Raw genomic sequence first — 26,126 nt, forward strand, 5'->3', positions numbered from 1 at the left:
CCGCTGAACTGCGGGAAGTTCACTCGAAAGGGTGGACGGAGCACTGTGGATGAAAAGGGACGTATCCAGCTCGGAACCACCCGCTCCTTAACTGGTGACCGCAGGTGGTCGCCGAGGGGGGAGATGCCTGAGGGGGGAGATGAGGTGCGGGACCGGTCGACTTCGAGGGGTGTCTGCCGGGCCGCGCCCGCTGCGGCGGTGGTCCGCGCTGCCAGGGGGGCAGTGCGGGCCGCCCCGCCGTTCCGGGGGCCGGGGTGTGTGACGATCGGACCGGGCTGGGGGCAGTGCGAGGAGGAGGTGGCGGCGTGGGTGAGCTGCGCATGACCGGTGAACGCCCACCGTGGGAGGGGCTCGACGGCGCGGATCGGCACGAGGTCTGCTTCGTGGCCGCCCGCTCGGGTGATCGCCGGGCGTTGAACGTGCTCATCGACGACCTGACCCCGCTGGTCTGGCACGTGGCACGGGGGCACGGCCTGGAGCGGAGCACAGCCGAGGACGTCGTCCAGACCGTGTGGCTGGCGCTGCTGCGCAACCTGGCGCAGATCGCCCAGCCCAGGGCGCTGGCCGGGTGGCTGGTGGTCACGACGCGCCGCGAGGCGCAGCGGACCTGGACGCCCAACCGGCGCGAGACCTCGCTGTCCGACGAGATGGCGGAGCAGCAGGAGAGCTACTTGGGACTGCCCGAGGACGCCGCGCTGGTCGACGATCGCGACCAGCGCTTGTGGCGCGCCTTCGGCAAGCTGTCGCAGCGGTGCCAGGAGCTGCTGCGGCTCACCGTCCTCGCCGGGCGGGCGGAGTACCGCGCGGTGGCGGATGCAATGTCCATGCCCCGCGGCAGCATCGGCCCCACCAGGGGTCGGTGCTTGAGCACGCTGCGGGGTCATCTCGAAGCGGAAGGAGGATCGCGGTGAACAACGACATCGATCCGCGCGATGACCACAGAGGGAACAACGAGGACACCGCAGTCCTCGCCGAGCTGCGGCGACTGGTGTACGAGCTGGACCCGCCACCCGCCAGCCTGGTGGAGCGCGTCCAGTTCGCCGTGGCGCTGGAGGATTTGGACGTCGAGGTCGCCCGCTGGGAGCGGTCCGCGCCGCTCAGCGGGGTCAGGGGCGTCGGGCAGCAGGGGACGATCACGTTCACGGTCGACGACCTGACCCTGATGGTGAACTTCACGTCCATGGGGGCCAGGCACCGGATCGACGGGTGGCTGGTGCCCGCCGGGGAGCACACGGTGGAGGTCAGGGTCGCGGACCACGGCTCGACCACGACCAAGGCCGACGACGTGGGCCGGTTCGTGGTGTCGGACGTGCCCGCCGGGACCACGCAGATCGTCGTGCACCTGGTCGACCGCTCGGGCGTGGCGGGGAAGACCGTCGTCACGCCGACGATCGTCTTGTAGCCGGGGAGGGACTGAACCGCGGTCGGGGGGCCGACGGACAGCGGGCAGTGGGCAACGGGCAACGGGCAGTGCGTGGTGAGTGGTGAGCGGCGCGTGGCGCGTGCCGGACAGCGGGCGACGGGGCGGGGCACGACTGGCGGGGCACGACGAGCAGGGCGCGGCGAGCAGGGCAGCAGGGCAGGACACCGGTCAAAGGAAGCGCCTCGTCAAAGAGCGGCGGGCGCTCCGACTGGACCGGCGTCGGGGGTTGGTCGGTGGCGGTCTTCAGCGATGACGTCCCTCCTGGACCGCCGGTGGTCGAGCACACCGGACCGGTGGGTTTCCCGGCCGGTCGGAAAGCGCTTTCCGCAACGGTGGAACGTGGACCGGGCAGACCGGCGACGAGGCGCGAGAACACGAGGCAGGAGCCGCAGGGCTGAGGCGCGGGACGGGACCGCTGGGCATGACGCGGGACGGGGAGTGCGCCCATCCAGCGCGAGGCGTGCGACGCGAACCGCAGGGCGTGGGGCGCAAGGTCGTGGGGCGCGCGCGCGAGGCGTGAGCCGCAAGGTGTGGGGGCGGGGAGTGCAGGGCTGAGGCGCGGGGCGGGGGGCGTGCGGCACCCGCCGTGAGGCGTGTGCGCGAGGCGTTCGGCGTGAGCCGTGGGCGCGTGGCGTTCGGCATCCCGTGTGAGGCGTGTGCGCGAGGCGTTCGGCGCGAGCCGCGGAGCGCGGCATCCGGCACGGGGCATCCCCCGCGAGGCGTGAGCGCGGGGCATCCCCCGCGAGGCGTGAGCGCGAGGCATTCAGCGCGAGCCGTGGAGCGCGGCATCCGGCGCGGGCATCCGGCACGAGGCGTGGGCGCGGGGCGTTCAACGCGAGCTGCGAGGCGTGCGACATCCGGTGCGCGGCGTGAGCTGGAAGCGCGTGCCGCGCCCGTCGCCGCCGCCCACAACGCCGGAGTGCCCGGCCCGCCGAGGCGGACCGGGCACTCCGGTGGTCTGGCTGATGTGCTTCCGGTTTCCCGTGGGGAACTCAGAAGTCCATGCCGCCGGCGTCGGGCATGGCCGGAGCCGCGCCCGCCTTCTCCGGCTTGTCGGCCACGACGGCCTCGGTGGTGAGGAACAGCGCGGCGATCGAGGCGGCGTTCTGCAGCGCGGAACGGGTCACCTTGGTCGGGTCCGGGACGCCCGCGGCGAGCAGGTCCTCGTACACGCCGGTGGCGGCGTTGAGGCCGTGGCCGACGGGGAGGCCCTTGACCTTCTCCACCACGACGCCGCCCTCGAGGCCGGCGTTCACGGCGATCTGCTTCAGCGGGGCCTCGACGGCCACCTTGACGATGTTGGCGCCGGTCGCCTCGTCGCCCTCGAGCTTCAGGCCCGCGAAGGCGGCCTCGGCGGCCTGGAGCAGCGCGACGCCACCACCGGCGACGATGCCCTCCTCGACGGCGGCCTTGGCGTTGCGCACCGCGTCCTCGATGCGGTGCTTGCGCTCCTTGAGCTCGACCTCGGTGGCGGCGCCTGCCTTGATGACCGCGACACCACCGGCGAGCTTGGCCAGGCGCTCCTGGAGCTTCTCGCGGTCGTAGTCCGAGTCCGACTTCTCGATCTCGGCGCGGATCTGGTTGACGCGGCCCTGGATCTGCTCGGCGTCACCGGAGCCCTCGACCACGGTGGTCTCGTCCTTGGTGACGACGACCTTGCGGGCCTTGCCCAGCAGGGACAGGTCCGCGGTGTCCAGCTTGAGGCCGACGTCCTCGGTGATGACCTGGCCGCCGGTCAGGATCGCGATGTCCTGCAGGATGGCCTTGCGGCGGTCGCCGAAGCCGGGCGCCTTGACGGCGACGGACTTGAAGGTGCCGCGGATCTTGTTGACCACCAGGGTCGCCAGGGCCTCGCCCTCGACGTCCTCGGAGATGATCAGCAGCGGCTTGCCGCTCTGCATGACCTTCTCGAGCAGCGGCAGCAGGTCCTTGACCGAGGCGATCTTGGAGCCGTAGAGGAGGATGTACGGGTCCTCCAGCACGGCCTCCTGGCGCTCCGGGTCGGAGACGAAGTAGCCGGAGATGTAGCCCTTGTCGAAGCGCATGCCCTCGGTGAGCTCGAGCTCGAGCCCGAGAGCGTTGCTCTCCTCGACGGTGATGACGCCTTCCTTGCCGACCTTGTCCATGGCCTCGGCGATGAGCTCGCCGATGGTCGAGTCGCCCGCGGAGATGGACGCCGTGGCGGCGATCTGCTCCTTGGTCTCGACCTCCTTGGCGGTCTTCAGCAGCTGCTCCGTGACGGCCTCGACGGCCTTCTCGATGCCGCGCTTGAGGCCCAGCGGGTTGGCGCCTGCGGCCACGTTGCGCAGGCCCTCGCGGACCAGGGCCTGGGCGAGCACGGTGGCGGTCGTGGTGCCGTCACCCGCGACGTCGTCGGTCTTCTTCGCCACTTCCTTGACGAGCTCGGCCCCGATCTTCTCCCACGGGTCCTCGAGCTCGATCTCCTTGGCGATGGAGACGCCGTCGTTGGTGATCGTCGGCGCACCCCACTTCTTCTCGAGCACGACGTTGCGGCCCTTGGGACCCAGCGTCACCTTGACGGCGTCCGCGAGGATGTTCATGCCTCGCTCAAGACCGCGGCGGGCATCCTCGTCGAAGGCGATCATCTTGGCCATTGCGGTGTGTTCCTCCGCCTGATTGCGTACTGGGGACCACTGCGGGCGTGCGCCCGCAGCGGAACACGGTGCTTCGGCCAGGACATCGGTGCCCGCGACGGACGACCCCGCCCCCGGAGGAGCTCGGCCTCACCGTCCCAGCCTGCTTGTGCTGGCACTCAGCAGTGCCGAGTGCCAGGTTCGTGTTTAGCACTCACCACCGGAGAGTGCAAGAACCGCAGCTCAGGGAGAGGCGTCTATCAGGCGGACGGGGGAACGGACGGCGACTCGGCGTCACCGATCACGGCGGACGGGGCCCCCGCGCCACCCGGCAGGGCGGCGCTCACCGGGACGGCGCCGGACGGGACAGCGTCGGCCGGGACAGCGCCTGCCGGGACGGCGCTCGCCGAGGCCTGGCCGGGCACGGCGGGGCCGGACGACGCGGGCAGGCTCGACGGCGGGCGGGTCGGCTCGTCCTCGGGCTTGAGGACCAGCACCAGGACGATGATCACCACCACCGCGATCGCGCCCGCGACGGCGGGCGCGAACCACGCGGGCCTCGGCTGCTTGGTGTCCGAGAACGCGCTCACCCCGACCGGCGTCGGCGGGCGCAGCCGGACCGGCTCCGACGGCGGGTACTGCTGCTGGTGCTGCTGCGGGTAGCCGGGGCGCTGCGGGTAGCCGCCCTGCTGCGCGGGGAAGCCGCCGCTGGCGGGGCCGACGTGCGGCTGCCCGACGTGCGGCTGCGGCGGGGCGGGCGCGCCCGCCGGGCGGGGCGGGGTGCTCTGCTGCGCGGCCTGGCCGAGCGCGGCGGTGACGGCGGTGATGAACTCGTGGCAGGTCGCGAACCGCTGCGCCGGGTCCTTCGAGGTGCCCTTGCGCAGCACGTCGTCCACGGCGGGCGGCAGCGCCACCAGCGAGGTGATCGGCGGGATCTCCGAGCCGAGGTGGCCCTGGATGACGTCCTGCACGCCGCCCTGGAACGGCGGGCGGCCGGTCAGGCAGGCGAACACCATGCAGGCGAGCGCGTACTGGTCGGTGCGGCCGTCGAGCGGCTCGCCGCGCAGGTGCTCGGGCGCGGCGTAGGTGGGCGAGCCGAGGAAGTCGCCGGTGCGGGTGCGGTGGCCGGTCGCGCCGCGCCGGGTGAGGCCGAAGTCGGCCAGGTACACGTGCTCGCGGGTGGCCTCCTTCGTGGTGACCAGCACGTTCGCCGGCTTCACGTCCAGGTGCACCAGGCCCTTGCCGTGCAGCATGTCCAGCGCCTCGGCGACCTGCTCCAGCAGCACGAGGGCGCGCGCGGGCGCGAGGGGCCCGTCCTTGATGTGGGTGGCGAGGTCCTGGCCGTCCACCAGCCGCATGGCGATGTACAGCAGCCCGTCGACCTCGTCGAAGTCGTACAGGGGGACGATGTTGGCGTGGTCGATGGCCGAGGTGTTGCGGGCCTCGTCCACGAAGCGCTCGCGGAACTCGGCGTCCGCCGTCAGGTGCTCGCCGATGACCTTCAGCGCCACCTTGCGGCCGAGCCTGACGTCCGTGGCCTTGTAGGTGACGCTCATGCCACCGCGACCGAGCACCCCGTCGATCCGGTAGTGCCCCAACCGCCGTCCGCTCAGGTCCTCCGACACGCGAGGCAGCCTAACCCGCGAGCGGCACCGCCCGCGCCCAGTCCCGTGCAAACGGCGTCCGTCCCCACGAGATCACCCTCCCCGGCTCCGCCACCGCCGGGAACCGGCGGGACGCCCGGCCCACCCGGCGGGCGGGCCGGGCGGGCGTCAGGACGCCTTGCGGACGTCCGAGGCCTGGCTGCGGCCGTCGCGGCCCGCCTGGATCTCGAACTCCACCCGGTCGCCCTCCGCGAGCGTGCGGAACCCGTCCATCACGATCGCCGAGTAGTGGACGAAGACGTCCGGCCCGCCGTCGGCGGCGATGAAGCCGTACCCCTTCTCCGAGTTGAACCACTTGACCGTGCCGACAGCCAAGACGTCCTCCTTCGAGAAATACCTGAGCAAAGCGCCACGCTAGAGGTGCGGAGCGCGCTCGGGATACCTCCTTACGGAGTCTTACGGGGTCAAGCGGTCGCGCTGAGTCCGTTGTCCCGCAACGCTGTCCCGCAACGCGGTCGGGTAACACCGTCGGGTCGGGTGGGCGGTCGGGCGAGGTCGCCGGGCGGGCGGTCGCCCGGCGCTCAGGACCTGCGGCGCGGGTTGCGGGTCCTGGTGAGGACGAGGCCGGGGCCTGCGAAGTCGAGCGCGAGGCCGGTGCCGTCGCGCACCGACTGCGGCAGGTCCGGGGAGACCGCGCGGAGCCTGCACTGGACGGTGTCGGCGAAGGCGAGCACGTGGCCGCTGTGCAGGGTGACCAGCTCGCCGGGTTCGAGGGTGACGACGTCGACGGCGCCCGCGCAGGCCAGCACGAGCGGGCCGGTGCCGTAGGCGTAGTTGAGGAAGCCCGCGTCGCCGCCGTGCAGCGCGCGCAGGGGCGGCGCGGCCGGGTCGAGGCCGACGGTGCTGGCGCAGGCCAGCCAGGCGTCGCCCGCGAAGCACCAGCCGGACTTGCCGTCCAGGTCGACCACGTGCAGGTCGCCGGGCACGCCGGGGACGACGTCCACCCAGCCGCCCTCGGGGCCGGAGGTGCACAGCGCGGCGCGCACGCCCTTGCCCTTGGTGCGGGTGTCGAAGCCGACGCCGTAGCTGGTCCCGAGCACGGAGCCGCGCTCCACGAGGACCGGCTCGGCCGGGGCGAGCAGCAGCCGCGCCACGCCGTAGCCGGGCGTGTGCCTGGTCCGCACCTGCACTGTGGTCATCCCCCTGTCACCCGGCCCCTCACCCGGCCGGTTCGTGCAGTCTCGCACGAGAGGGGGAGGATGGTCGGCGTGTCCAACGCGTTGACCGGAGTCGCTGCTCACAAGGCCCGCATCGCCGATCTGATCGGCGTCGCGCCGGTGGTCGAACTGCCGCTGGCCGACTGCCTCGGGCTGGTGCTGGCCTCAGATGCGGTGGCCCCGGTGGCGCTGCCGCCGTTCGACAACTCGGCGATGGACGGCTACGCGGTGCGGGTCGCGGACCTGGCCGAGCTGCCGGTGGTGCTGCCGGTGCCGGAGGACATCCCGGCCGGGCGGGTGGACGTGGTCCCGCTGGAGCCGGGGACCGCGCACCGGATCATGACCGGCGCGCCGGTGCCGCCGGGCGCGGACGCGGTCGTGCAGGTCGAGTGGACCGACGCGGGCGTGGAGTCGGTGCGGGTCGACCGGGGCGTGCGGCTCGGGCAGAACGTGCGGCGGGCCGAGGACGACGTCAAGGTCGGCGAGGTGGCGCTGCGGGTGGGCCGGGTGCTGGGGGCCGCGCAGCTGGGGCTGGTGTCCGCGCTGGGCATCCCGGTGCTGCCGGTGCGCAGGCGGTTGCGGGTGCTGGTGCTGTCGACCGGGTCGGAGCTGGTGGCGCCGGGCGAGCCGCTGCTGCCGGGGCAGATCTACGAGTCGAACGGGCTGATGCTGGCGGCGGCGGTGCGCGAGGCGGGCGGCGAGGCCGAGCAGCTGCGGTTCGTGCCGGACGACGTGGCGCGGTTCCGGGCGGTGGTGGAGGAGCGGATCGGTGAGTTCGACCTGCTGCTGACCTCCGGCGGGGTGAGCGCGGGCGCGTACGAGGTGGTCAAGGACGCGCTGACCGGGCGGGGCGTGGAGTTCACCAAGGTGGCGATGCAGCCGGGCGGGCCGCAGGGGTCGGGCCGGTACCTGGGGGTGCCGGTGGCGACGCTGCCGGGGAACCCGGTGAGCGCGCAGGTGTCGTTCGAGGTGTTCGTGCGGCCCGCGCTGCGGGCGGCGATGGGGTTCGCGGACGCGGAGCGGCCGACGGCGGTGGCGCGGCTGCGCGGGTCGATCACCGCGCCGTCGGGGAAGACGCAGTTCCGGCGCGGGGCGTACGACGCGGGCTCGGGCCAGGTGGTGACGCCGGTGGGCGGGCCGGGGTCGCACCTGCTGTCGTCGCTGGCGCTGAGCAACTGCCTGATCGAGGTGCCCGCCGAGGTCGACGAGCTGGCGGACGGCGCCGAGGTGCTGGTCCGGCTGCTCTGAGGTACTCCCCCTTATAAGGGTGCGCGGCACGCCTCCCCACGGCTTCTGAATGATCTTCGTATATGGGGTGTGACCTGCGTCGGGCGCGTGCTACCGTGCCGCCGCCCGCCAGGGGGGCGGGCCTTCTCCACCCACTGAGGGATTGCCATGCGCGCGGTTCTCGCCGTCGGCTTGCTGATCGGCTTCTTCGTCCTCTTCACCGCGCTCACCGTCGGGCTGTGCGCGCTCACCGTGTACGGCTTCATGACAGGCCGCGAGTTCAACGCGATCAAGATCGCGCTCATCGCGGTCCCGCTGGTCCTGATCCTGGTCAGCGCCCTCTACAAGGCGCTCAAGGCGCGCGACGAGGTCGAGGGCGCCCCGCTCACCCGCGAGGAGCAGCCCGAGCTGTGGGCGACCGTGGACGAGCTGGCCGCCGTCGCGGGCACCAGGGGTCCGGACGAGATCCGGCTGATCGGGGCGGTCAACGCGGCCGTGTCCGAGCAGGCGCCGATGCTGGGCCTGCGCGCGGGCCGCCGGACCATGCTGATCGGCCTGCCGCTGCTGGCCGGGCTGACCGCGAGCGAGCTGCGGTCGGTGCTGGCGCACGAGCTGGGCCACTACGGCGGCGGGCACACCAAGCTGTCCGCGCTGACCTACCGCGCCAAGGAGGCGCTGGCGCACGTGGTCGACGGCCTGGACGACACGTTCCTCCAGCGCCCGTTCGGCTGGTACGCGAAGCTCTACGCGCGGGTGGCCGCGTCGGTGAACCGCAGGCAGGAGCTGGACGCCGACACCGCGTCGGTGACCGCCGCCGGGCGCGAGGCCGCCCAGTCGGCGCTGCGGAAGCTGCCGGTGCTCGGCGCGGCGTGGAACGGCTACCAGGCGCAGTTCCTGTCCCTGGGCGCGCGGGCCGAGCTGACGCCGCCGGTGATGGCCGGGTTCCACGCCTACCTGTCCGACCCGGAGCGGCGGGAGCGGATGGACGGGGCGCGGGCCGAGCTGCTGGCGCGCGAGCCGGAGTCGGTGTTCGACAGCCACCCGCCGGTGCGCGAGCGGGTCGGCCGGATGGAGGCGCTGCCCTCGCCCGAGGTCGAGCGGGACGACCGCCCGGCGTGGGCGCTGCTGAGCGGGGCGACCACCGACCTGGAGCGCTCGATCATGGTGGGTGGCGGGTTCGGGCCGTCCGCCGACTGGGACGAGGTGGTGGGCGTCCTCGCGAAGGAGCACGGGGAGCGGCGGGCCGAGCTGCTGGCCGTCGCGGGCGCGCGGGCCGGTCTGGCGGGCGAGGTGTCGCTGGACGACGCGCTGGCCGCGCTGGCCTCGCCCGCGCACCGGGACGAGCTGCTGGGGCACCTGCTGTCGGCGGAGCTGCTGGGCGGCGAGGTGCCCGAGGACCAGCGGGCGCAGGTGCTGGCCGGGCTGCTCGGGGCGGTGCTGGAGCACGAGCTGGTGGCCGCCGGGGTCGGCGCGTACGCGGCGGACTGGGGCAAGCAGTGGGTGGTGCGGCTGGAGGACGGGCGCGCCGTCGACGGGCCGCCCCTGTTCGCCGAGGTGCTGGACGGGCCGGAGGCGGCGGCGCTGGCGTGGAAGCGGTCGGCGGACGTGCTCGGGACGCGGCGCGCGCAGGTGACCAGGGTGCAGCGGATCACCAAGGACTCGGTCGCGCCGACCGCCTGATCCGGCTGACCCGGCCGACTTGGCTGATCCGGCTGATCCGGCTGACCTGGCTGGCCCGGCTGATCCGGTTGACCCGGTGTGGGAGGGGCCCTCGGCGCGTGCGTCCGACCGGGTGTGACCGAGGGCTCATATTCAACGATGGAACATGCATTGTGATCTGAATTACACTCTGCGATACGGCCGTACCACTTGCCAGTCCGATTGCCCGTGCGTTCGTCGGGGGCGCACGGGCAACCCGGACGTTCCGGGGCAGACCGCGTAGCGTGTGGCGGAACCACGCCCACACATCGGAAGAGACATGACGGTCGATCGCGACAAGCACAACAGTGGTGCCGTTTCCCACTTCATCGAGCTCGCCAAGGGGATCGTCCCCCCGATGCACCCCGCGGGCCGCCCGTTCGTCGCAGGCGCGGCGGCGGCGACGCTCCTGCTGCGCCGGATCTCCAAGCCCGCCGGTGTCGTCGGCGCGCTGGTGACCGCGTGGGTCGCGTGGTTCTTCCGCGAGCCCAAGCGCACCACCCCCACCCGCGCGGGCCTGGCGATCGCGCCCGCCGACGGCACCGTGTCGCACGTCGTCGAGGCGCTGCCGCCCGCCGAGCTGGGCCTGGGCGCCGAGCCGATGACGCGGATCAGCGTGTTCCTGTCGGTGTTCGACGTGCACGTGCAGCGCGTCCCGGTGACCGGCGTCGTCCGCCAGGTCTCCTACCACGCGGGCAAGTTCCTCTCCGCCGACCTGGACAAGGCCAGCGAGGAGAACGAGCGCAACACGGTGTGGCTGACCTCCGAGGAGGGCCACGAGATCGTCGTCGTGCAGATCGCGGGCCTGGTCGCCCGGCGCATCGTGTGCGAGGTGTCCGAGGGCGACGCCGTCGCCGCGGGCTCCACCTACGGCCTGATCCGCTTCGGGTCGCGCGTCGACCTGTACGTGCCGCGCGGGTCCCGCGTCCTGGTCGAGGCGGGTCAGCGCACCATCGGCGGGGAGACCGTCCTCGCCGAGCTGCCGGGGAACTGAGCCGTGGCGTCGACCGCACCGGGCGTCCGGCTGCTGCCGAACGCCATCACCGTGCTGGCGATGTGCGCGGGCCTGTCGGCCGTGCACTTCGCGATCAGGGGCATGTACGGGGCGGCGATCGCCTCCATCGCGGCTGCGGCCCTGTTCGACGGGCTCGACGGGCGGCTCGCCCGGATGCTCGACGCCACCAGCAAGATGGGCGCCGAGCTGGACTCGCTGGCCGACTCGATCTCGTTCGGCGTCGCGCCCGCGATGGTGCTGTACGTGTGGAAGTTCGACCCGGACCGGTTCGGCTGGGTCGTGTCGCTGGTGTTCGCGGTGTGCATGGTGCTGCGGCTGGCGCGGTTCAACACCCTCCTGGACGTCGAGCAACCGCCGTACGCCAAGGAGTTCTTCGTCGGCGTGCCCGCGCCCATAGGCGGGTTGCTGCTGCTGCTCCCGCTGACGCTGGACGAGCAGCTGGGCCGGTCCGGCTGGTGGTCCTCGACGCCGGTGGTCGCGGTGTGGACGGTGACGGTCGCGATGCTGCTGGTGAGCCGCATCCCGACGCTGTCCATCAAGACGATCAAGGTGCCGCAGCGGTTGGTGGCCCCGCTGCTGGTGGTGGTCGCGCTGGTCGCGGCGGCGCTGATCACGTTCCCGCTCGCGGTGCTGGTCGTGATCGAGGTCGTGTACCTGGCGCACCTGCCGTACGCGGTGCGGCGGTACCGGTGGCTGGCCAAGCACCCCGAGGCCTGGGAGGTGCCCCCGGCCGACCGGCGGGCGATCCGGCGGGCGCACGGGGTGGCGGCGCGGCGGCTCGGGCTGCGGCAGCCGATGCGGAACCGGGTCGCGGGCGCGGCCAGGCGGGCCGTGCGGCGGCCGAGGCGGATCGACGCGGGCGGCGTGCCCGGCCCGGTGGGGTCGGACGGCGCGGGGTCGGACGGCGCGGGGTCGAGCGGCACCGGGTCGGACGGCGCGGGGTCGGACGGCGCAGGGTCGCGGCGCGAGGCCGGTGGCGGGCGGCGGGCCTGGCGGCAGCTCGGGTTGCGGCGCAGGTGAGTCCGGGCGGGCGCCGGGCGGTGCGCGCGAGGTCGCGTCCGTGAGCCGGTGATCGGTTCGGGAAGCCGAAGGGCCGGGGCGGTGGGAGACCACCGCCCCGGCCCTTCTTCCGCGCCGCGCACCGCCCCCGGGCCGGTGCGCGGCCGGGTCCGGCGCTACTTCCTGATCGCCGCGGTCGGGAAGCCGAGCCCTCGGCAGGTCCGGTCGTCACCGGGGTAGACGCCCACCGCGCCGTGCGCCCCGTTCTGCGGGCGCACGATGACGCAGGCGACCAGCTCGGGGACGGGCTCGCTCGCCGCGCGCCACCCGTAGGTGTTCTGGGTCCAGGACTTCCGGCAGGACTCCAGGGCGGCGGTGAAGTGGTCGGCGCCCGCCGAGCGCTCGGCTCCGGCGACCGGCGGCACGGTCATCACCACGTAGGCGTCACGCTTCTCGGACCCCAGGTAAAGGTCGTAGTCGGCCATGCTGGCCCTGCTGAAGCAGATCAGCGCCTTGCCGTCGACCGGGGTGACCAGGGACAGCTGCGTCCAGTCGCCCGAGGGCTGGGCCTCGGGAAGGGCGATCGAGGTGCTCGGGGGGAGCAGCTGGGCGCTGCGCGGCGGGGTGCTGCGCGGCGTGCTGCTGGCCGGGGTCGGCTCAGCCTGGGAGATGGGGTGCGAGGAAGCGGAGGACGAGGGGGCCGGCGTGGAGGAGAGCTGTTCGCCACCGCCACCGCCCGAGCCCTGCTCGACCAGGCCGCCCGTGCTGCCCACGCCCGCCGCGAGCGCCATGACACCGCCCGCGACCGCCACGACACCGGCCATGGCCAGCGCGGGGACGACCCGCTTGCGGCGGCGCAGGGCGTTCGCTCCCCGCTGCTCGATGGCCTCGAAGTCCAGTTCCACCGGGGGTTCCCCACTCCCGATGGCGTGGTCGAAGAAGTCCTTGCGCACGTTCACCTGCTGCCTCCCGTCCGCTCCGGGGTCCTGGTCGCGAGGGCCGCGTGGTGCGGGCCGAGGGCCTCGCGCAGCGAGTCCAGCCCGCGCGAGCACTGGGACTTCACCGTGCCCTGGGTGATCCCGAGCGCCTTGGCGGTCGCCGCCACGTCGAGGTCCGCGTAGAAGCGCAGGACGATGACGGCCCGCTGCCGGGGTGGCATGGCCTTGAGCGCGGCCCGCACCTCGGGGGCGCCGTCCACCTCGTCGTCGAACTGCGCGGCCGGGCGGTCCGGGACCTCGCCCAGCACCTCCTTGCGCTTGGAGGCGCGCTTGGCCTCGTCCAGCGCCAGCCGCGAGATCACCTTGCGCGCGTAGGCCTCCAGGCCGCGCGGCTCGATGCGGTGCCAGTGCTTGTACATGCGCAGGAGGGCCGCCTGCACGAGGTCCTCGGCTCGGCCCCAGTCCCCGCAGATGAGGTACGCGACCCGCCGCCACGGCACCGCCCGCTCACGCGCGATCCGCGTGAAGTCCTGACGATCCACCAGTACGCCTCCCCTGCTGTCGCCCGGTTGATACCGGCGGGGGCGCGGTTCCGGTTGCTCGGCGAGGAGATCCGGAGGGGAGATTCGAAGGGGAGATCAGGAGGGGAAGGGCTGCGGCGGGGCGCGGTTCCCGGACCGGTGGCGCGGGCGGGGATGTGTGGGCGGGGAGCGGCTGGTGCGGGCGGGGGTGGCTGACGGGGGCGGGGGGCGCGGTGGCGGCTGGGGGCGTGGTGTCTGGGTCTCCGGACGCCCCGTCCGGGTGCCGGACGGCGGGACCGGGTCCTGGACGGTGCGCGCGGTCGGTCGCACGGCCACCGGTCGACCAGCGCGGTCGAGCGCCCGAGCCCGCCTCGGCCGACCGGGTGGTGCGCGGTGGGGTGGTGCGCGGTGGTCCCCGGTCCCCCGCAGCGCGCCGGGGACCGGGGACCACCAGAGGCTCAGGCCTTTCTGGACTCCGCGTAGGCCGCCAGCGACGCCAGCTGCGCCGGGTCCAGCGACGGGCGCACGACCGAGCCCGCCTTCGCGAGGTGGTCGGCCGTCACGGCGGTGGCCGACAGGGACTCGCGCATCGCGGTCAGCGCGGCCTCGCGGATCAGCGCGGCGCAGTCCGCCGCCGAGTAGCCGTCGAGCTCGTCCGCCAGCGCGGTCAGGTCGACGTCCTCGGCCAGCGGGGTGTTGCGGGACGCGGCGCGCAGGATCTCCGCGCGGGCCTCGGCGTCCGGCGGCGGCACGTAGACCAGGCGCTCCAGCCTGCCCGGTCGCAGCAGGGCCGGGTCGACCAGCTCGGGGCGGTTCGTCGCGCCCAGCACGATCACGTCGCGCAGCGGCTCGACGCCGTCCAGCTCGGTCAGCAGCGCGGCCACCACGCGGTCGGCCACGCCCGAGTCCGACGACTGGCCCCGGCGCGGGGCCAGCGCGTCCACCTCGTCCAGGAACACCAGCGCGGGCGCGGCCTCGGCGGCCCTGCGGAACAGCTCGCGGACCGCGCGCTCGGACTCGCCGACGAACTTGTCCATCAGCTCGGCGCCCTTGACCGACAGCACGTTCAGCTTGCCGGTCCCGGCCAGCGCGCGGACCAGGAACGTCTTGCCGCAGCCGGGCGGGCCGTACATGAGCAGGCCGCGCGGGGGCTCGACGCCGAGGCGGGCGAACGAGTCCGGGTACTGGAGCGGCCACAGGGCGGCCTCGGTCAGCGCCTGCTTGACCTCGACCATGTCGCCGACGTCGTCCAGGGTCAGGCCGCCGGTGCGCAGGGTGTCCGAGGTGGACATGGAGATCGGGCGGACGGTGTCCAGCGAGCCGAGCAGGTCCTCCTGCGCCACGCGCGGCTCGGCCTCCTGGCGCTGGCGCAGCGCCGAGCGGACGGCGGCCTCGCGGCGCAGCGCCACCAGGTCGGCGGCGACGAAGCCGGGGGTGCGGTCGGCGACCTCGGCCAGGTCCACGTCCGGTTCGAGGGGCACCTCGCGCAGCAGCACGCGCAGCAGCTCGCGGCGGGTCGCGCCGTCCGGCAGGGGCAGCACGAGCTCGCGGTCGACCAGGTCGGGGACGCGCAGGCGCGGGTCGATCAGCTCCGGGTTGGCGCTGGTGACCACGAGCGGGGTGGTGTCGAGGGCGGCGCGCAGGGCGTCCAGCACGACCGTGGCCACCGGCGGCGGGGTCGCGGCGGGCAGCAGCGCCTCCACGTCGGTCAGCACCAGCACGGCCGGGGAGCCCGGCTCGGCCTGGGCGCGGCCGATCGCGTCAGCCAGCGCCCGCGCGGTGGCGTTGGCCTCCAGCACGGCGATCGCGGGTGCGGACAGCTCGACCACGCGGGTGCCCGCCGCGTGCGCGACGGCCCGCACCAGGGTCGCCTTGCCGACCCCCTCGGGGCCGCTGATCAGCGCGGCGAGCCTCGGGGCCGCGCCGAGCCTGGTGAGCAGCTCGGGCTGGGTGAGGACGAGGTCGAGCCACTCGGCCAGGCGGCGGGCGGCGTCCTGCTGGCCGACCAGGTCGGCGACCGGGAGCGCCTCGGCGGGCGGGGGCGGCGGGGTGACCGGGGTGAGGCCCGCGTCGACGGTTTGCTGTTCGGGGCGGGGCTGGGTCTGGGCCGCCGCCGGGGCGGTCGCGTCGCGCCAGGCCACCAGCGTGGAGGGGCGGACCGCGACCACGCCGTCCGGGTCGGCCGAGGTGATGGTGAGCAGCTCGTTCGTCCAGGTCGTCCCGATGGCACCGGACAGCTTGCGGCGGGCGGCCGGGACGTCGGCTCCGGGCGGCGGGGCCAGGTCCTGCGGGAGCAGGGACACCGCGTCGCCGACCGTGAGGACCTTGCCGGTGAGCGCCATCCGGAGCGTCTCCGGGGTGAGCGCGGTGCTGGCCAGGCGGGAGCCCGCGACGGTGATGGTGCGGGCTGCGGAGACCTCGACGGGGGCGACGACGATCTCCGCGCCCTCGGTGACGCCGAGGTTGGACAGGGTGATGTCGTCGACCAGCACGACGCCGACCGGGCTGCCGTCGGGGGCCGCGGCGGCGAGGGCCGCGCTGACCCTGGCGCCGGTGAGGCGGACCGCGTCCCACTGGCGCAGGCCGAGCGCGTCCAGGACTTCGCGGTGCATCCGGACTACACCTCGGCGGGTGTCCAGCGCCGATGGGGAGAGCCTCGCCGTCAGGGTGATCACGGGGTCAGGGTAGTTCGGCGGGCGTGACCGGGTGGTGCGAAACGGGAGTGCGGTGGTGGGCGTGGGGCGGTAGCGGGCGGACTGGGCGGTGCTGGGGGCGTGCGCGGTGGACCCGTCAGGACAGCGTCCCCGCCCGCGCCGCGAGCCCGCACGAGCCGCGAGGTGCGGGGTGTCGCGCGGGTCGTGGTGCGGGCCCGGTGGTGCGGGCGGGGAGTTCCGGGGGTGCGGACTACTTGCGGCGCGGGCGCACGGCGTACCCGTACTGCTCGGGCCAGTTCGAGTTTGTGTTGAGCGCCTCGGCCGCGTGGTGCGCCCAGTACGGGTCGCGCAGCAGCTCGCGGCCGAGGAGGACCGCGTCGGCCTGGCCGCTCGCGACGACCTCCTCGGCGCGGGCGGGGTCGGTGATCAGGCCGACCGCGCCGGTGGGCAGGCCGGTGGCCGCGCGCACCTTCTCCGCGAAGCGCACCTGGTAGTGCGGCTCCACCGGGATGACCGCGTCGTGCGCCATGCCGCCGGTGGACACGTCGAGCAGGTCGACGCCGCGCTGCTGGAGCTCCTTGGCGAGCAGCACGGTGTCGTCCTCGGTCCAGCCGACGGCGCCCTGCTCGGCGGTCCAGTCGGTGGCCGAGGTGCGGAAGAGCACGGGCAGGTCCTCGGGCCACACCGCGCGCACCGCGTCGACGACCTCCAGCGCGAAGCGCATCCGGTTCTCGGTGGTGCCGCCGTACTCGTCGGTCCGCTGGTTGGAGATCGGGGAGAGGAAGGAGTTGATCAGGTAGCCGTGGGCGCCGTGCACCTCGACGACCTCGAACCCGGCGGCGAGGGCGCGTCGGGCGGACGCGGCGAAGTCCTCGACCAGTGCGGCGATCTCGCCGGTGGTCAGCTCGTGCGGCACGGGCAGGCCGTGGAACGGCACCGGGCTGGGGCCGACCGGGCGCCAGCCGTGCTCGGTGTCGGCGACGGAGCCGCCGCCCAGCCACGGCTTGTTCGTGGACGCCTTGCGGCCCGCGTGGGCGAGCTGGATGGCGGGGACCGAGCCGTGGGCGCTGATCGCGGCGGTGACGCGGGCGAACGCCTCCTGCTGGGCGTCGTTCCACAGGCCGAGGTCCCAGGGGCTGATCCGGCCGTCGGCGCGCACGCCGGTCGCCTCGACCATGACCAGGCCCGCGCCACCGGCGGCGCGGCTGGCCAGGTGGGTGAGGTGGAAGTCGGTGGGCACGCCGGTCTCCGGGCCCGAGGGGGCGGCGGAGTAGGTGCACATCGGGGACATCCAGACCCGGTTCGGGATGTCCAGGGATCGCAGGGTCAGCGTGCTGAACAGGGTGCTCAACGGGTGCTCCTCACTTGTCGCAATGTTAACAATAGGACGACGTGTGCGAGTTGTTAACATCGAGGGGCACGAACGTGAGGGGAGTCATGAGCACCCAGGGCACCGTGTCACCCGCGCGCCGCAGGGGGCTGGCCGACGAGGTCGCCGACCGCATCCGCGAGGGAATCCTCACCGGCGCCTACGAACCCGGCAGGCAGCTGCGCGAGGTCGAGCTGTCGACCGTCATGGACGTCAGCCGGGGGCCGGTGCGCGAAGCGCTGCGGCTGCTGGAGCACGAGGGGCTCGTGCACGTCACGTGGCACCGGGGCGCGACGGTCACCCGGTTCTCCCGGCGGGACGTCGCCGAGCTGGACAGCCTGCGCGCGGCGCTGGAGGGGCTGGCGGTGCACGAGGTCGCCCACCGGGCCACCGAGGACGACTTCGCCGCGCTCGACCGGGCCGCCGAGGCGGTGGCGCGGGCGGTGGGGGCGCACGAGCTGGCGCAGCGGGACGTGGACTTCCACGACGCGGTGTTCGCGGCGGCGCACCACGAGCGGTTGCGGCGGTCGTGGGAGTGCATCCGGCGGCAGGTGCACTTGTTCCTGCTGACCAGGATCAGCCGGAGCGAGGAGCTGCGGGACGGGTGCGCCGAGGAGCACCGGGAGCTGGTCGGCGCGCTGCGGACGCGGGACGCGGACGCGGCTAACGCGCTGTTCAGCGAGCACCGGAGGCGGGTGTTCGAGCTGTCGGACAGCGACGACTGGTCGGACCTGCTGTGCTCGGACGACTGCGAGGGCGAGCGGCGCGAGGGGTGAGGGGCGGGGCGGGGTGAGGCGGGGCGGGTCGGAACGAGAACGGCGTCGACCGGGTCCGCCCCGGTCGACGCCGCTGGTGGGTGCTGTCGGTGAGTGCTGTCGGCGGGCGCCGGGTCAGCTGCCGACCTTGCCGCTCGGTCCCTGGTAGTCGTTCGTGACGATCACGATGACGCCGTCGTGCGCGTCCTTGATGCCGTCGAACCTGGGCATCACGCGCGCGCGGATGGACTGGGCGAGCTGCTTGGCCGAGTCCTCCTCGGCCGTGCCCGCGCGGTAGTAGACCGTGGTGGTCTCGATGATGCCGTCCGGGTAGTTGCCGGTGGCCTGGACCGCCCAGCCGGACTTGCCGATGTCGTCGGACGCGCGCGCGGCCAGACCGCTGATGTTGCTGTTGTTGTAGACGCGCACCGAGGGGCGGGTCGCGGGCGTGCCCTGCGACTGGTCGCCGGGCTGCTGCGCGGGCGGTTGCGGTTGCGGTTGCGGCTGCTGCTGCTCGGTGGTCGTCGCGGGCGGCTGCTCGGCGGTGGTCGTCGTCGCGGGCGGCGCGCTCGACTCGGTGGCGGGCTCGCTCGCGCTGGGCTCACCTGCGGGCGGCTCGCCGGAGGCGCCGGGGTCAGCGGGCGCCGAGGCGGTCGGGGTGGGTTGCTGCTGCTGCGCCTGCGGATCGTCGTCGGAACCGGTGAACAGCGTCACGACGCCGAGCACCAGCGCCACGCCGGCGAGGCCGAGCAGGGCGAAGCCCGCGGCGCGGGCGGGTTGGGCCGAACCTGAGGACTCGGGGTTGCTCATCCGTCCACGCCCAGGCGCCTAGCCGCCCGAGCCCGCCGCCTGCCCGATCGCAACCGGAGCAGCCGCTTGACGAGCATCGGATCGGCCGCGAGGGCCTCCTCCTTCTCGATCAACGCGTTGAGTAGCTGGTAGTAGCGGGTGGGCGTGAGGTCGAACAGCTCGCGGACGGCCTGCTCCTTGGCGCCCGCGTACTTCCACCACTGGCGCTCGAAGGCCAGGATCTCGCGCTCTCGCCCGTCGAGCCCACCGGGCCGGTCAGGGCCTGCTGGGGGGGCGAGCGCGGCGTCCATCGGGCTCCTCGGCCTGCGGTTCGGTGAGTGATCTCATTACATCACGTGATCTTGGTCGTCGTGGGTCGCGCGACCCGACACGCCGAGTGGCGGGAAGCGGGGGCGGCGCGCCGATAGGGTGCGCGGCATGGCAGTACACCCCATCCGGATCGCGGGCGACCCGGTCCTGCACAACCCGACCCGTCCCGTGACCGAGCACGACGACGAGCTGCGGGCGCTCATCGCGGACATGTACGAGACGATGGCGGCGGCCAACGGGGTTGGCCTGGCGGCCAACCAGATCGGCGTGGACCTGCGGCTGTTCGTCTACGACTGCCCGGACGACGAGGGGGTGCGGCACCGGGGCGAGGTGGTGAACCCGGTGTTGCAGACCTCAGACGTCCCGCTGGGGATGCCGGACCCGGACGACGACTACGAGGGGTGCCTGTCGGCGCCCGGTGAGTCCTACCCGACGGGGCGCGCGTCCTGGGCGAAGGTGACCGGGACGGATGGCGCGGGGAACCCGGTCGAGGTCGAGGGGACGGGGTTCTTCGCGCGGTGCTTGCAGCACGAGACGGATCACTTGGACGGGTACTTGTACTTGGACCGGCTGGTCGGGCGGCACAAGCGGGCCTCGAAGAAGATGATCAAGTCGAACGGGTGGGGGGTGCCTGGGTTGTCGTGGGACCCGGCGACCTCGGAGGACCCGTTCGCGGATGACGAGGACGAGGACTGAGTTCGGGCTGGGGGTTTGAGGGGTTAGAAGCGAAGTCAAAAGCCTAAAGACGCGCCTCGCCGGCGGGGCAGGCCTCCAAAAAAGAGGGGGACGGGCTCTGCCGGCCAGTGGCTGTTGGGTTGGTGGTCCCGTTTACCACTGCGGTGGGCGGGGTCCCTCTTCTCCGTTTGGCCTCCTTTCAGGCAAGCACACTCGTCAAGACGCCGTATGACTGTGCGGTCTTCCGAACAGTGCGGCGGCATCTTGACGAGCGCGCTCGGGCTTCGCCAGGCCAAACGGAGAAGAGGGACGCGGGAGTGGGCGGCTGCGGGCTCGCTGCGCTCGCCCCGCAGCCCGCGAGTGCGTGAAGCGCCGCAGCCGGCGGGTGCGGTAAGACCAGTGGTGCGTTTCCCCTGCCAGTGCGGTGAGCCTGGCTGGTGCGCGAGGTGCGGGTACGGGGAGCTTGCGGGCGGGCTGGCGGTCCGGGGTTGGACCGGGTTCGGGGGTGGACCGGGTCCAGAGATGGACCGGTTCCAGGGTTAGACCGGGTCCGGGGTTGGGGTTGGTTCCGGGGTCTTGGGGGGTGTGGCCTCCAGCTGCCTTCGGGGGCGGGGCTGGTGGGGTTGGGGGTGGTGGTCACCCGTTGGGGTGGTGCGGCGCCAGGGGAGTTCGACGAAGCCGGTCAGTTCCGCCGCGCTGCCGCAGGCCGCCAGGTCGGTGTACGCGCCCGCGATGACCTGGGCTCGGAGTCTCGACACGTCCGTCGACGTGGCGCCGTGGCCCGCCACCAGGAACGGGAGCAGGAGGCGCCAGGCGTCCACCACCGGGGAGCGTCTGCGGTGCGGGGCGCGGAGGGCCGCCCGTGCGGCGCGCAGGGCGTGCTCCGCCGGGGTGATCGCGCTCCGGGGGGCGGTGTGGTTCCACTGCCAGCGGGTGGAGTCGGTCATGGCGCAGCGGACGCAGTCCCACGGGCCCGCGGTCGGCTCGGCGCCGCACTGGGAGCAGGTGACCAGGGTCATCGCCCAGTCGACGCACGTCCACGGGTGCCTGCCCACCGGGTCGGCCAGGACGCGCTCGGCCAGCTCGCGCTCGCCCGAACCGCCCTCGGCCAGCTGCTCCGCCGACAGCAGTTCCTGCCAGTCCAGCAGCCACACCTGGTCGACCAGCTCGGCGCAGAACCTGCAGGTCGGGTAGCTGCGGCCGGCCAGGTCGCCGCAGGTCGGGCAGGCCGCGACCGGGGCTCGGCGGGCAACGCGCCGCGCGCCGGGCGGGAACGGCGGGTGATCAGCCACGCGTGCAACTTACGCCGTGGGCACGGCCCTTGGCACCGGCACGCGCCGTGGCTATGGTCGATCGGACAACTCAACATCGCGGGAGCTCGCACCTGAGCGGGCTGAGAGGGCGGCTGCGACCTTGGGGTCGCGGGGCCGCCGACCGCCTGAACCTGACCGGGTAATGCCGGCGTAGGGAGGAATGCCGTGACGGCACTCGGGGACGGCTCGGTCCGGCCGAGCGTCACCACCGGGCCGATCCGGGGGTCCCGCAAGGTCCACCGCGACGCGGAGGACGGCGTGCGGGTCCCGTTCCGCAGGGTCGAGCTCACCGACGGCGACCACTTCGACCTGTACGACACCTCCGGGCCTTACACGGCCGGGGACGTGGACGTGCGCGGAGGACTGGAGAAGATCCGCGCGGGCTGGATCTCCGCGCGCGAACCCGTGAACGGGGCCTCGACCCAGCTGGCCTGGGCTCGGGCTGGGGTGATCACGCCGGAGATGCGGTTCGCGGCGCTGCGCGAGTCGCTGGAGCCGGAGTTCGTGCGCGACGAGGTCGCGGCGGGGCGGGCGGTGATCCCGGCCAACCGCAACCACCCGGAGTCCGAGCCGATGGTCATCGGCAAGGGGTTCCTGGTGAAGGTCAACGCCAACATCGGCAACTCGGCGGTGACCTCGTCCGTCGAGGAGGAGGTGGAGAAGATGGTGTGGGCGACCCGCTGGGGCGCCGACACCGTGATGGACCTGTCGACCGGCAAGCGCATCCACGAGACCCGCGAGTGGATCATCCGCAACTCGCCGGTGCCGGTGGGGACGGTGCCGATCTACCAGGCGCTGGAGAAGGTCGGCGGCGACCCGGCGGCGCTGTCCTGGGAGGTGTACCGGGACACCGTCGTGGAGCAGGCCGAGCAGGGCGTGGACTACATGACGGTGCACGCGGGCGTGCTGCTGCGGTACGTGCCGCTGACGGCGCGGCGGGTCACCGGGATCGTCTCGCGCGGCGGGTCGATCATGGCCGCGTGGTGCCTGGCGCACCACCGGGAGAGCTTCCTGTACACCCGGTTCGCCGAGCTGTGCGAGATCCTGCGCGAGTACGACGTGACGTTCTCGCTGGGCGACGGGCTGCGGCCCGGCTCGATCGCGGACGCCAACGACGAGGCCCAGTTCGCGGAGCTGCGGACCCTGGGCGAGCTGGCGCGGGTGGCCAGGGCGCACGACGTGCAGGTGATGATCGAGGGGCCGGGCCACGTGCCGCTGCACAAGATCGCGGAGAACGTGCGGCTGGAGCAGGAGTGGTGCGACGGCGCGCCGTTCTACACGCTCGGCCCGCTGGCCACCGACGTCGCGCCCGCCTACGACCACATCACGTCGGCGATCGGCGCGGCGCAGATCGGGGCGCTCGGCACGGCCATGCTCTGCTACGTGACCCCGAAGGAGCACCTGGGGCTGCCGGACCGGGACGACGTGAAGACCGGGGTGATCACGTACAAGATCGCCGCGCACGCCGCCGACCTCGCCAAGGGCCACCCCGGCGCGCAGGCGTGGGACGACGCGCTGTCCAGGGCCAGGTTCGAGTTCCGCTGGGAGGACCAGTTCAACCTGTCGCTGGACCCGGACACCGCGCGCGAGTTCCACGACCGGACGCTCCCGGCGGAGCCCGCGAAGACGGCGCACTTCTGCTCGATGTGCGGGCCGAAGTTCTGCTCGATGCGGATCACGCAGGACGTGCGGCGCTACGCTGAGGAGCGGGGTCTGTCCACTGTGGAAGCGATTGAGGCGGGTATGGCCGAGAAGGCGCACGAGTTCGACGACCGGGGCGGCAAGGTCTACCTGCCGGTCGTGGACTGACGTGGAGCGGCCGAGCGTCGTGGAGACGCCGAAGAAGGTGCTGACCATCGCGGGTTCCGACTCGGGCGGTGGCGCGGGCCTGCAGGCCGACCTGCGGGTGCTGGCGGCGTGCGGGGTGCACGGGATGACGGCGGTGACCGCCGTGACGGTGCAGAACTCGCTGGGCGTGAGCGGGGTCGTGGAGATCCCGGCCGACCAGGTCGCGGCGCAGATCAGGGTGGTGGCCACCGACATCGGCGTGGACGCGGCCAAGACCGGGATGCTCGCGTCGGCGCCGATCATCGAGGCGGTGGCGGCGGCGTGCGACGAGGTCGGCATCGGTTCGGGCGGGACGCCGTTCGTGGTGGACCCGGTGTCGGCGTCGATGCACGGCGACCCGCTGCTCACCGACGCCGCGCTGGAGGCGCTGCGGACCCTGCTGTTCCCGAGGGCGACGCTGGTGACGCCGAACCTGGACGAGGTGCGGCTGCTGACCGGGGTCGACGTGCGCACGCGCGCCGAGCAGCGCGAGGTGGCGAAGGTGCTGCACGGCATGGGCCCGGAGTGGGTGCTGGTCAAGGGCGGGCACATGAAGGGCGACCCGGAGTGCCTGGACCTGCTGTACGACGGGCGGGAGTTCCACGAGTACGTGGGGCCCCGGTACGACGTGCTGCACACGCACGGCAGCGGGGACACGCTGGCGTCGTCCATCTGCTCGCGCCTGGCGCGCGGGGTGGGGGTGGTCGACGCGGTTCGGTTCGGGAAGGACTTCGTGGTCCGGTCGGTGCTGGCGGCGTACCCGCTGGGCAGCGGGGTCGGGCCGGTGTCGCCGCTGTGGCGGCTGGCGGAGTGAGGTAGGCGTTCCCCGTAGGCCCGTCCGCGTTCGCGCGGGCGGGCCTACGGCTTCTCCTGGGGCAGGATCGCGGCGACGACCACGTCGAACAGGTGGTCGGCGCGGGGGGCGGACGTGGGCTGGTCGTGCAGCCAGATCAGCGCGCCGCCGAGGGCGAACAGATCGGGGCCGGTCAGGTCGGCCCTGGCCTGACCCGCTGACTGGGCGCGCTCCAGCAGGCGGGCGCCGGAGCCGCGCATCGCGACGCAGGAGGCGTGCAGCGCGGAGTCCGGGTCCTCGATGGCGCCCATCATGGTCGTGACGGCGCCCCGGTAGGTGTGCGCGCAGGCCACGAACTCGCGCAGCCACGCCTTGAGCGCCTCGCCGGGGGGCAGGCGCGCCTCCAGTTGCGCGGCCAGGGCGGTCAGCTCGTCGAAGCCCGCGCGGAGCAGGGCGTCCAGCAGCGCGTCCCTGGTCGGGAAGTGGCGCAGCAGGGTCGCGAGGCCGACCTCGGCGCGGCGCGCGAGGTCGCGCATCGACACGTCCGCGCCCTGCTCGGTGATGACCGCGTCCGCGATCGCGAGCAGGTGGTCGCGGTTCTTCCTGGCGTCGGCCCGCATGGTCGCCCTCCATTTCCGGTTCAGTGAACCACTTGACCCGGCCGCGTGCCCACTCCTAGCATTCGGATCAGTGAACCAGTTAATCCGGTTCACTGATCCGTTCAGCGTTCGAGCAGGTGGAGGCCGGGATGACGGGCACGATGAAGGCGGTTCGGCTGCACGAGCACGGCGGGCCGGAGGTGCTGCGGCTCGACGAGGTCCCGGTGCCCGAGGTGGGGCCGGGCGAGGTCCGGGTGCGGGTGCGGGCGGTGGGGCTCAACCCGCCGGACTGGTACCTGCGGGAGGGCATGACGAAGATCCCGCCGGAGCTGCGGCCGAGGCTCGACCTGCCGCTGATCCCCGGCACGGACGTGTCCGGGGTGGTGGAGGAGGTCGGCGAGGGCGCGGGGTGGGCCGTCGGGGACGAGGTGTTCGGGATGCTGCGCTTCCCCTCGCCCGGCGGCAGCGCGTACGCCGAGCAGGTGGTGGCGCCCGCGACGGACCTCGCCCGCAAGCCGGTGGGCGTGGACCACGCGCAGGCGGCGGGCGCGCCGATGGCGGGGCTGACCGCGTGGCAGTTCCTGATCGCGCTCGGGCACGAGGTCGCGCCGCCGTTCCAGCCGGAGCCGCACCGCCCGGTCCCGCTCGGGCCGGGGACGACGGTGCTGGTCAACGGCGCGGCGGGCGGCGTGGGGCACTTCGCGGTGCAGCTGGCCCGGTGGCGGGGCGCGCGGGTGGTCGCGGTGGCCTCCGGGTCGCACGGGGAGTTCCTGCGGGAGCTGGGCGCGGACGTGGTCGTGGACTACACGCGGGAGCGCGCCGAGGACGTGGTCGACGAGGTCGACCTGGTGCTGGACGCGGTCGGCGGGGAGGCGACCGGGCGGTTCCTGCCGCTGGTCCGGCGCGGGGGCGCGCTGTTCCCGGTGTTCCCCGGCCCGTACGACGTGGCCGAGGCGGCGCGGCGGGAGGTGACCGTCTCGGCCACGCAGGTCAGGGCGAGCGGGGCGCAGCTGGCGGAGCTGGGCGCGCTGCTGGGGTCGGGCGAGGTGCGGGTCGGGGTCGACAGCGTCTTCCCGCTCGCGGACGCCGCCGCCGCGCACGCGCGGGCGGAGCGCGGGCACATCCGGGGCAAGATCGTGCTGTCGGTCGACTAGCGGGCGGCGGGCGGGCGGCGACCTTACTCGGGCACGACCGCCTCGACGGCCCGGCGGAGGGTGGCGCGCACGAGCGCCGGGTCGTCCAGGTCGCCGCCGGACAGGGCGCCGTCGCGCAGCAGGACCAGGACGCGGGCCACGTGGTCCGGGTCCGGGCAACCGGCCTCGGCGGCGAGCTCGTGGAGCCTGCCCGCGAACCAGGCGCGGTGGTCGTCGACGACCTTGCGGACCGGGTGCTCGGGGTCGGGGTGCTCGGCGGCGGCGTTGAGGAACTGGCAGCCCCGGAAGCCGTCCGCGCAGGTCGCGTCGCCGACCTCGGCGAGCATCGCCACGAGCGCGGCGCGCGGCGGGCGGCCCTCGGCGAGCGCGGCCATGCCCTCGCGGATGCGCTGGCTCTCCTCCGCCAGGTAGGCGGCGACCAGGTCGTCCTTGGCCGGGAAGTGCCGGTAGAAGGTCGCCCTGGTGACCGAGGCCTGCTTGACCAGGCGGTCGACCCCCACGGCGTGGATGCCCTCGGCGTAGAAGAGGCGGGCCGCGGTGCGGAGCAGCCTCTCCCTGGGGTGCTCGGCGCTGACCGGGGCAGTCGTCATCCCCCGACTCTAGAGAAAGACCGGTCGTTCTGCACCGTGTGA

Annotated in this window: 24 protein-coding genes; 11 read left to right on the plus strand and 13 right to left on the minus strand. The window is 73.7% G+C overall.

Features of this window, described 5'->3' with window-relative positions; genetic code table 11:
- Positions 1-305: 305 nt before the first annotated feature.
- Both LV78_RS23990 and LV78_RS23995 read left to right on the plus strand, forming a co-directional pair.
- A complete protein-coding gene (locus LV78_RS23990; RefSeq protein ID WP_253847871.1) occupies positions 306-911 on the plus strand; it encodes an RNA polymerase sigma factor in 606 nt (201 codons plus the stop codon).
- On the plus strand, positions 908-1,402 hold the full coding sequence (locus LV78_RS23995; RefSeq protein WP_253847872.1) for a carboxypeptidase regulatory-like domain-containing protein: 495 nt from the start codon (positions 908-910) through the stop codon (positions 1,400-1,402). Before LV78_RS23990 ends, LV78_RS23995 begins: the two co-directional genes overlap by 4 nt.
- A 1,013-nt stretch (positions 1,403-2,415) precedes the next feature.
- Here the strand turns inward: LV78_RS23995 and groL are convergent.
- The 4 genes from groL to LV78_RS24015 form a co-directional block, all read right to left on the minus strand.
- Positions 2,416-4,038 (minus strand): chaperonin GroEL, encoded by a 1,623-nt coding sequence (gene groL, locus LV78_RS24000; RefSeq protein ID WP_012783072.1) that lies wholly within the window; start codon positions 4,036-4,038, stop codon positions 2,416-2,418.
- A gap of 239 nt (positions 4,039-4,277) precedes the next feature.
- Complete coding sequence (locus LV78_RS24005) at positions 4,278-5,642, minus strand: serine/threonine-protein kinase (RefSeq protein ID WP_253847873.1); 1,365 nt, start codon at positions 5,640-5,642, stop codon at positions 4,278-4,280.
- Positions 5,643-5,789: 147 nt separating this feature from the next.
- A complete protein-coding gene (locus tag LV78_RS24010; RefSeq protein WP_253847874.1) occupies positions 5,790-5,996 on the minus strand; it encodes a cold-shock protein in 207 nt (68 codons plus the stop codon).
- Positions 5,997-6,202: 206 nt separating this feature from the next.
- Positions 6,203-6,811: an AIM24 family protein gene (locus tag LV78_RS24015; protein ID WP_253848097.1), complete on the minus strand. Its 609-nt coding sequence runs from the start codon at positions 6,809-6,811 to the stop codon at positions 6,203-6,205.
- Positions 6,812-6,880: 69 nt separating this feature from the next.
- Here LV78_RS24015 and moeA point away from each other — a divergent pair, with 69 nt between their 5' ends.
- From moeA to pssA, 4 genes are all read left to right on the plus strand, one after another.
- Positions 6,881-8,086, plus strand: a complete 1,206-nt coding sequence (moeA, locus tag LV78_RS24020) for a molybdopterin molybdotransferase MoeA (protein WP_253847875.1) — start codon at positions 6,881-6,883, stop codon at positions 8,084-8,086.
- A gap of 147 nt (positions 8,087-8,233) precedes the next feature.
- A complete protein-coding gene (locus LV78_RS24025; RefSeq protein ID WP_253847876.1) occupies positions 8,234-9,745 on the plus strand; it encodes a M48 family metallopeptidase in 1,512 nt (503 codons plus the stop codon).
- 298 nt (positions 9,746-10,043) lie between these two features.
- On the plus strand, positions 10,044-10,757 hold the full coding sequence (locus LV78_RS24030) for a phosphatidylserine decarboxylase (RefSeq protein WP_253847877.1): 714 nt from the start codon (positions 10,044-10,046) through the stop codon (positions 10,755-10,757).
- Between the two features lie 3 nt (positions 10,758-10,760).
- Positions 10,761-11,798 carry a CDP-diacylglycerol--serine O-phosphatidyltransferase gene (pssA, locus tag LV78_RS24035; RefSeq protein WP_253847878.1) on the plus strand — a complete coding sequence of 346 codons (1,038 nt, stop codon included), beginning with the start codon at positions 10,761-10,763 and terminating at the stop codon, positions 11,796-11,798.
- A 155-nt stretch (positions 11,799-11,953) separates the two neighbouring features.
- On the opposite strand, the gene LV78_RS24040 is transcribed toward pssA, so the two are convergent.
- The 4 genes from LV78_RS24040 to LV78_RS24055 all read right to left on the minus strand — a co-directional run bounded on the left by LV78_RS24040 (position 11,954) and on the right by LV78_RS24055 (position 17,241).
- Entirely contained in the window at positions 11,954-12,736 is a 783-nt protein-coding gene (locus LV78_RS24040; protein WP_253847879.1) for a hypothetical protein, read from the minus strand.
- On the minus strand, positions 12,733-13,257 hold the full coding sequence (locus LV78_RS24045) for an RNA polymerase sigma factor (RefSeq protein WP_253847880.1): 525 nt from the start codon (positions 13,255-13,257) through the stop codon (positions 12,733-12,735). Before LV78_RS24045 ends, LV78_RS24040 begins: the two co-directional genes overlap by 4 nt.
- A gap of 437 nt (positions 13,258-13,694) precedes the next feature.
- Entirely contained in the window at positions 13,695-15,911 is a 2,217-nt protein-coding gene (locus LV78_RS24050; RefSeq protein ID WP_253847881.1) for an AAA family ATPase, read from the minus strand.
- Positions 15,912-16,140: 229 nt separating this feature from the next.
- Positions 16,141-17,241: an NADH:flavin oxidoreductase/NADH oxidase gene (locus LV78_RS24055; RefSeq protein WP_253847882.1), complete on the minus strand. Its 1,101-nt coding sequence runs from the start codon at positions 17,239-17,241 to the stop codon at positions 16,141-16,143.
- An 86-nt stretch (positions 17,242-17,327) separates the two neighbouring features.
- On the opposite strand from LV78_RS24055, the gene LV78_RS24060 reads away from it, so the two are divergent.
- Complete coding sequence (locus tag LV78_RS24060; protein WP_253847883.1) at positions 17,328-18,035, plus strand: GntR family transcriptional regulator; 708 nt, start codon at positions 17,328-17,330, stop codon at positions 18,033-18,035.
- A gap of 114 nt (positions 18,036-18,149) precedes the next feature.
- On the opposite strand, the gene LV78_RS24065 is transcribed toward LV78_RS24060, so the two are convergent.
- Both LV78_RS24065 and LV78_RS24070 read right to left on the minus strand, forming a co-directional pair.
- Positions 18,150-18,824, minus strand: coding sequence for a LytR C-terminal domain-containing protein (locus LV78_RS24065; RefSeq protein ID WP_253847884.1), 675 nt, complete (start codon positions 18,822-18,824; stop codon positions 18,150-18,152).
- A complete protein-coding gene (locus tag LV78_RS24070; protein ID WP_253847885.1) occupies positions 18,821-19,114 on the minus strand; it encodes a DUF3263 domain-containing protein in 294 nt (97 codons plus the stop codon). The genes LV78_RS24065 and LV78_RS24070 overlap by 4 nt, the downstream gene beginning before the upstream one ends.
- Positions 19,115-19,241: 127 nt before the next feature.
- On the opposite strand from LV78_RS24070, the gene LV78_RS24075 reads away from it, so the two are divergent.
- Complete coding sequence (locus LV78_RS24075) at positions 19,242-19,829, plus strand: peptide deformylase (RefSeq protein ID WP_253847886.1); 588 nt, start codon at positions 19,242-19,244, stop codon at positions 19,827-19,829.
- A 518-nt stretch (positions 19,830-20,347) separates the two neighbouring features.
- On the opposite strand, the gene LV78_RS24080 is transcribed toward LV78_RS24075, so the two are convergent.
- The gene (locus LV78_RS24080; RefSeq protein WP_253847887.1) at positions 20,348-21,100 is read right to left on the minus strand and encodes a hypothetical protein; all 753 of its coding nucleotides are present in this window, start codon (positions 21,098-21,100) and stop codon (positions 20,348-20,350) included.
- A gap of 186 nt (positions 21,101-21,286) precedes the next feature.
- Between LV78_RS24080 and thiC the strand changes: the two genes are divergently transcribed.
- Positions 21,287-22,930, plus strand: coding sequence for a phosphomethylpyrimidine synthase ThiC (gene thiC, locus LV78_RS24085; RefSeq protein WP_253847888.1), 1,644 nt, complete (start codon positions 21,287-21,289; stop codon positions 22,928-22,930).
- A gap of 1 nt (position 22,931) precedes the next feature.
- The gene (gene thiD, locus LV78_RS24090) at positions 22,932-23,762 is read left to right on the plus strand and encodes a bifunctional hydroxymethylpyrimidine kinase/phosphomethylpyrimidine kinase (protein ID WP_253847889.1); all 831 of its coding nucleotides are present in this window, start codon (positions 22,932-22,934) and stop codon (positions 23,760-23,762) included.
- Positions 23,763-23,806: 44 nt separating this feature from the next.
- Here thiD and LV78_RS24095 read toward each other — a convergent pair whose 3' ends face one another.
- Positions 23,807-24,361: a TetR/AcrR family transcriptional regulator gene (locus LV78_RS24095; protein WP_253847890.1), complete on the minus strand. Its 555-nt coding sequence runs from the start codon at positions 24,359-24,361 to the stop codon at positions 23,807-23,809.
- Positions 24,362-24,489: 128 nt separating this feature from the next.
- Here LV78_RS24095 and LV78_RS24100 point away from each other — a divergent pair, with 128 nt between their 5' ends.
- Positions 24,490-25,494, plus strand: coding sequence for an NADP-dependent oxidoreductase (locus tag LV78_RS24100; RefSeq protein WP_253847891.1), 1,005 nt, complete (start codon positions 24,490-24,492; stop codon positions 25,492-25,494).
- A gap of 23 nt (positions 25,495-25,517) precedes the next feature.
- On the opposite strand, the gene LV78_RS24105 is transcribed toward LV78_RS24100, so the two are convergent.
- Positions 25,518-26,084: a TetR/AcrR family transcriptional regulator gene (locus tag LV78_RS24105; RefSeq protein ID WP_253847892.1), complete on the minus strand. Its 567-nt coding sequence runs from the start codon at positions 26,082-26,084 to the stop codon at positions 25,518-25,520.
- Positions 26,085-26,126 lie beyond the last annotated feature (42 nt).

This window comes from Actinosynnema pretiosum (assembly GCF_024171695.1).
In the GTDB taxonomy this organism is placed as follows: Bacteria; Actinomycetota; Actinomycetes; order Mycobacteriales; family Pseudonocardiaceae; genus Actinosynnema; species Actinosynnema pretiosum.